The sequence below is a fragment of the Afifella pfennigii DSM 17143 genome, assembly GCF_000688515.1.
Classification (GTDB): Bacteria; Pseudomonadota; Alphaproteobacteria; order Rhizobiales; family Afifellaceae; genus Afifella; species Afifella pfennigii.
Map to the genome: position 1 here is coordinate 1 of NZ_JHZK01000054.1, position 5,272 is coordinate 5,272.

Consider the following 5,272-nt stretch of genomic DNA (forward strand, 5'->3'; position numbering starts at 1 on the left):
TGCTCGAGAACCACTATCTGCCCGGCGCGCTCGAGGCCGCCATCGGCGACTTCATCGATCACTACAACCACCGCCGCGTCCACGAGAGCCTCGGTAACGTCACGCCTGCCGATGCCTACTTCGGCAGGGCGCCGGCCATCCTCGAGGAGAGAAGGAGGATCAAGGACGAAACCATCCGGCAGCGCCGCTTGCTCAACCAGCAGCCCGCAGCCTAACGTCAACCCAATCGAGCCAGACCCTCCAAAGCGTCATGGCCTCCGAAGTCCCGAAATATCTGACGACGGACACCCTTGAATTCAACATATGCATGCGTATGAGAAAGACTATCAGTAACATCATCATAGAGACTAAGAACCGGGTTGTTAGCTTGAACCACTACAGCAGGAGTTGCTGGGCCTGCATTACTGTGATCATCAATATGAAGAGCGGCGCCGGGGCTGTCAGTCCCGATCCCGACATTGCCGTTCTGGGATATTCTCATCCGTAGCGCCGCATTTGTGTCGTTATTCGGAACCGTAAAGAGGTCTATGGCGCCGCCATGGCCGGAGGCCGAATAGTTCTGCGTAGCGGTGAACGATATAAAAGCTCCGATGCCCCAGTTCGAGCTGGTAGTAGCGCCGAAGGCGTGGATGGCACCAAGGGTGTCCCACGCTTGGACGGCGGCGGGACTGCCAATGCTGCCACGCGTATTCATAAGGCTGACGACGGGGTTCCCGGAGGCGGCAGAGCCCATATAGTTCAACGCCACGACGCCGGGATAACGCGCGGCGGATGAGTCTGTATTGATGACGCGAACATAAGTAGAGTCATTCGTATCGGCGACATCGAGCTTTCCGAAAGGTGCGTCGGTGCCGATGCCGACGTTGCCGTTAGTCAGAATTGTCACGGCGGGGACGGCAGTGTTCAACATGTCAGTGGTCCAATCCCCGCCGACGCGGAACTGGATCCCGGCCTGCGTGTCCTCCGTTGCGACGGCGAAGTAGTCGCTGGCGGTAATGCCCATCGCAGTGATGTCGTTGCCGTAATCGACGAAGTTCAACGAAGGCTGGCCGCTTCCGTTCTCGGAGAGGACGAACAGCGGGGTGCCCGTGACATCGCCGCCAGAGCCCACATGGAGCATGGCTTGCGGGTCACTATTTCCAACGCCGACCTGCGGTGTGCCGTAAAGCCCCGATGCGAACAGCACGTCACCAATATTCAGGTAATTATTCGTGGATGCGGCAGGAGTCTGTGCATTCTGGCCGATCAGTATGTTCAGGCTACCGGTAGTGACGTTCAGTCCCGCACCGCCGCCGAGGAAGATGTTGTCGATCCCGGTCGTATTGTCGCCGCCGGCATAGAAACCGACGAACGTGTTTTCCCGGCCACTCGTGTTTTGCAGACCGGCCTGGAAGCCGAGAAAGGTGTTGCCCCATCCTGTATCGGTATCGCGCCCGGCGACATTGCCGAGAAAGACGTTATTGTAGCCTGTTGTAAGGCTGCCGCCGGCGTAGCCGCCGAGCACAAGATTGTCGTCGCCGTCGACAGTGGCCGAGCCTGCCCCCTGGCCGATGAAGATATTGGCGCTGCTGTAGTTGGTGACCGCGTCGGACAGGTCGTCGAGGGCATTTGCGCCACCTCCCGGCACGGCCCAGCTTGTGCCGTCGCAGATGAGAATGACGGCCGCGCCGTCCTGATCGGCGTCGGCCGTCATGCGAGTCGCACCCGCCGGGAAGCCCGCGCAAGAGTCGCCGGGGCTAGTGTCGCTGCCAGCGAGTTGCGCCGATGCGGGGACGGCAACGGCGGCGAGGAGCGCCGCGACGAACGCCAAGCCTAGCAACAAGCGGGATGGAGATATCCTGTGTCCGGCGTTCATCGCGGCGCGCCCCCTTTCGGCCCCTTGGCGCCGACATCTGTGAGCGAGCCGCTGTAGGTGAGATCGCCGGTGACGTGGACGCCGTCAGCGTCCACGCGCATGACCTCCCTGCCTTGGATGACGATCGCCATCGTCCGCCCGTCCTCGGCGACCCGAATGGCAGGAAGCTCCTCCGGCTTGCCGCTGCGGCCTGTCGCGGCGAGCGAGGAAATCGAACCGGCGGTAAGAATGCCTGTAATAAAACTAACGATCACTATAAGTATGTATCTTCGCAATAAAAACCTTCCCTTTTACATTACACAATAATAGCAGGGTTTTCGTGCAGGAAAAGTTAAATTATACTTTGCATAATACTATATGTTGCGTTTTTGATCCGTCCGGCGCAACGAAGCGCTCGACAACGAGTCCGCGCAATGGCCCTGCAAAAGGGAAGCCTTCCGCACGGTTATCCCCAGCTTTGTAAGTGCTTGATTCCGTTATTGATCGGTCGCGGCAAAAGGGTCGTGCAAAATGGCCGGTATGGATATTGGCTACGCGAGGGTATCGACCGAGGAACAGAATTTGGACCTGCAACGGCAAGCATTAGAGGCGGCCGGATGCAAGTATATCTATGAAGATCACGGCGTATCAGGCGCAGCCATCGAACGGCCGGGCCTGGCAGACGCGCTCGCGGCGGCCCATGCGGGCGACGTGCTGACGGTGTGGAAGCTCGATCGCCTCGGGCGGTCCCTTCCCCACCTCGTCGAGACGATCAACGGCCTGCGGCAGGCGGGCGTCGGGTTCCGTTCGCTGCAAGAGCAGATCGACACGACCAGCGCCGGCGGCAGGTTCTACTTTCATATGCTGGCGGCGCTCGCGGAGTTTGAGCGCGAGTTGATTTCCGAGCGGACGAAGGCCGGGATGGCCGCCGCCAAGCGGCGCGGCAAGCATATCGGCCGCCCGCGAAAACTGACGGCACAACAGCTTGACCATGCGCGGGAGTTGATAAAAGAGGGCAAGGAAACAAGGGCGAGCATCGCGGCGCTGCTCAATGTCGATGTCACGACGCTGCGTCGGGCGCTGTGCGGACCGCGTTCAATGGAAGGGATGTAATGGCGGAGTCGGTCGGAATTCTGGCCTACGGTTCATTGATCGAGAATCCGGGCGATGAGATCGCAAGCGCGATCATTGATCGGCGCGAAGTGATGACGCCATTTAAGGTCGAGTTCGCCCGCACAAGCCGTGAACGAGCCGGGGCGCCAACACTCGTGCCTGTGACGGAAGGTGGCGCGTCCGTCCGCGCCATGCTGCTTGTGCTGAACGTGTCCGAACAGGAGGCGACCGATCGTCTTTATCGTCGCGAGATCAATCAGGTCGGGAGCGACAAGCGATATCAGCGGCCAGACAGGCCGGGACCGAATACGGTGGTCGTCAGACGTCTAGAGAACTTCGAGGGGGTCGATGTCGCGCTCTACACAGAGATCGCGGCAAACATTTCCAACCTCAGTGCCGAAAAGCTCGCGACGTTCGCCATTAAGAGCGCGCGGGAGTTGGGGCGCCGCGACGGCATCAGCTACCTGATCGACGCGAGATCAGCGGACATCGTAACGCCGCTGACGACTGCGTATGAGGAAGAAATCAAACGGCAGAGCGAGGCTGGTGATCTTGAAGCGGTGCGCCGGAAAGCGCACGGCGAGGAACAGAAGTGAGGTTCGATCGGGGGCAATGAGCGAGGGTGAAACAGCGCAGCGGCTGCGGCAGATCCTGGCGGAAGCGAAATTGCTGGCCGCCGAATACTACCGCCTGACGGGCAAGCCGCTCGGTGTGACCGGCGAGGTGGCTGAATATGTAGTGGCCGAGACGCTCGGGCTTGAACTGGCCCCTCCGCGCACCGCGGGATATGACGCGATCCGCAGGACCGCCAACGGCGAAGAGCGTATCCAGATAAAGGGCCGCGCATACGGCGAGGATGCGAAACCCGGCCAGCGGCTCGGCACGATCAAGCGCGGCGCCCCGTGCGACAAGGTGCTGCTGGTCCTGCTCGACAATCGCACGCTTGAGCCGCGCGAAATGTGGGAGGCGCCCTACGCTGCTGTTGAGGAACGACTTGCTGTGCCCGGATCGAAGGCGCGAGCCCGCGGCGCGCTTGGCGTGCCGGAATTCAAGCGGCTGGCATTGCTGGTCTGGCCGGCAAGTCTGGGAGGGCAAGGCAGGGTATGAGTAAGACAAGATATGACTGGATCAGCACGCTGGAGGGTTTGAGCGCCGAAATCGCGAAACTCAATCTGAAGAGCAGCGTAGCGGATGAACCCTATTGGGATTCGACGGCCGGTAAGGCGCTGGACAAGGACGCCTACAATCTGAGCGGTTGCGCGGATCACAACGGCGCCATCGCCCGATGGATCGATGGATTGGTCAGGATGGGGGTCGACACAGCGCAAATCAGGAAAGCGCTGACCGATCTCACCAGCCGTAATGTCTATGGCACTTTTAGCGAACTGGCCGTTTACGGGACGCTACTCGACTACGGCCTGCCATTCGAAGTCCAGATCGCCGCGACCGCAAAGGACATCCTCAATCCCAATGGTTCCGATCTGGATGGCCGCCTGGATCTGCCCGCCCCGATCCTGTTCGATATCAAGGCATTTGGTCTCCAAGAACACCTTGTCGGACGACTGACCGAAAAGCTCAGTGCTGATCTTGCGCCCGATTTCGTGGCCGTTGAAGGGAGCAAAGACGTTCCCTTGGAGCTCTTGTCTCGGCTCTTGAGCAGCGACTATGGCGCGCTCAAGTCCGAATTGGCTGCCAATCGCAAAGCAGATCGAGATGCGTTGGAGTTCCGCTTGAGGCCCCCCAGCCACATTCAGACGACGGTGCAGACTTTGGACCCGTACCTGCTGGCAGAGCAGAATGCGGACTACGCGTTCAGATTCGCAAAACAGTTTGCCCGGCGAAAGCCATTCCTCCTGGTCTTCGTGATCCATCCATGGCTGGGAGGCTTGTCGCTCAGTGTAAACTTTGCAGAGTACACGGACATATTCGCTCGCGCTTTCGCGCGCCGCTCATTTATGCAGTTCGCAAAGGATCGGAAAACGCGCCTTTTCGGAATGACGCGCGGCACAGCTTCCAAACTGCTATCGGGATTGATGTTTGTCGATTGTCCGGGATCAGCGCCCATGGGCCATCTGAGGTGATTTCGTAAAGGAGGGTTTCTGGCTCATCGTAACCGCCAAGGAGTGGAGATGAGACAGAAACCCGGAACGCCCAAGCTGCCGGCCGATCGTGTCGTGAAAGACATCCGTCGGCGCACGCGCAAGCATCATTCGGCGGAGGAGAAGATCCGTATCGTGCTCGAGGGCCTGCGTGGCGAGGAGAGCATCGCGGAGCTGTGCCGGCGCGAAGGCATTGCGACGAGCCTCTACTACAGCTGGTCGAAGG

Annotated in this window: 8 protein-coding genes; 6 read left to right on the forward strand and 2 right to left on the reverse strand. The window is 60.0% G+C overall.

Annotated elements, in window-relative coordinates:
- A partial coding sequence (locus Q331_RS0119035; RefSeq protein ID WP_026381958.1) for an integrase core domain-containing protein occupies positions 1-215 on the forward strand: 215 nt, incomplete at its 5' end.
- 2 nt (positions 216-217) lie between these two features.
- Here Q331_RS0119035 and Q331_RS0119040 read toward each other — a convergent pair.
- Together Q331_RS0119040 and Q331_RS0119045 are read right to left on the reverse strand one after the other, a co-directional pair.
- Positions 218-1,855, reverse strand: coding sequence for an autotransporter outer membrane beta-barrel domain-containing protein (locus tag Q331_RS0119040; RefSeq protein ID WP_156953426.1), 1,638 nt, complete (start codon positions 1,853-1,855; stop codon positions 218-220).
- The gene (locus Q331_RS0119045) at positions 1,852-2,109 is read right to left on the reverse strand and encodes a hypothetical protein (RefSeq protein ID WP_026381960.1); all 258 of its coding nucleotides are present in this window, start codon (positions 2,107-2,109) and stop codon (positions 1,852-1,854) included. Before Q331_RS0119045 ends, Q331_RS0119040 begins: the two co-directional genes overlap by 4 nt.
- A gap of 265 nt (positions 2,110-2,374) precedes the next feature.
- Here Q331_RS0119045 and Q331_RS0119050 point away from each other — a divergent pair, with 265 nt between their 5' ends.
- The 5 genes from Q331_RS0119050 to Q331_RS0119070 all read left to right on the forward strand — a co-directional run.
- Positions 2,375-2,947, forward strand: coding sequence for a recombinase family protein (locus Q331_RS0119050; protein ID WP_026381961.1), 573 nt, complete (start codon positions 2,375-2,377; stop codon positions 2,945-2,947).
- On the forward strand, positions 2,947-3,543 hold the full coding sequence (locus tag Q331_RS0119055) for a hypothetical protein (RefSeq protein WP_026381962.1): 597 nt from the start codon (positions 2,947-2,949) through the stop codon (positions 3,541-3,543). Before Q331_RS0119050 ends, Q331_RS0119055 begins: the two co-directional genes overlap by 1 nt.
- Before the next feature lie 16 nt (positions 3,544-3,559).
- Positions 3,560-4,054 carry a hypothetical protein gene (locus Q331_RS0119060; protein ID WP_034493268.1) on the forward strand — a complete coding sequence of 165 codons (495 nt, stop codon included), beginning with the start codon at positions 3,560-3,562 and terminating at the stop codon, positions 4,052-4,054.
- Positions 4,051-5,028 carry a hypothetical protein gene (locus Q331_RS0119065; RefSeq protein WP_026381964.1) on the forward strand — a complete coding sequence of 326 codons (978 nt, stop codon included), beginning with the start codon at positions 4,051-4,053 and terminating at the stop codon, positions 5,026-5,028. The genes Q331_RS0119060 and Q331_RS0119065 overlap by 4 nt, the downstream gene beginning before the upstream one ends.
- A gap of 48 nt (positions 5,029-5,076) precedes the next feature.
- Positions 5,077-5,272 (forward strand): transposase (locus tag Q331_RS0119070; RefSeq protein WP_026381965.1); only part of this gene is annotated, 196 nt, incomplete at its 3' end.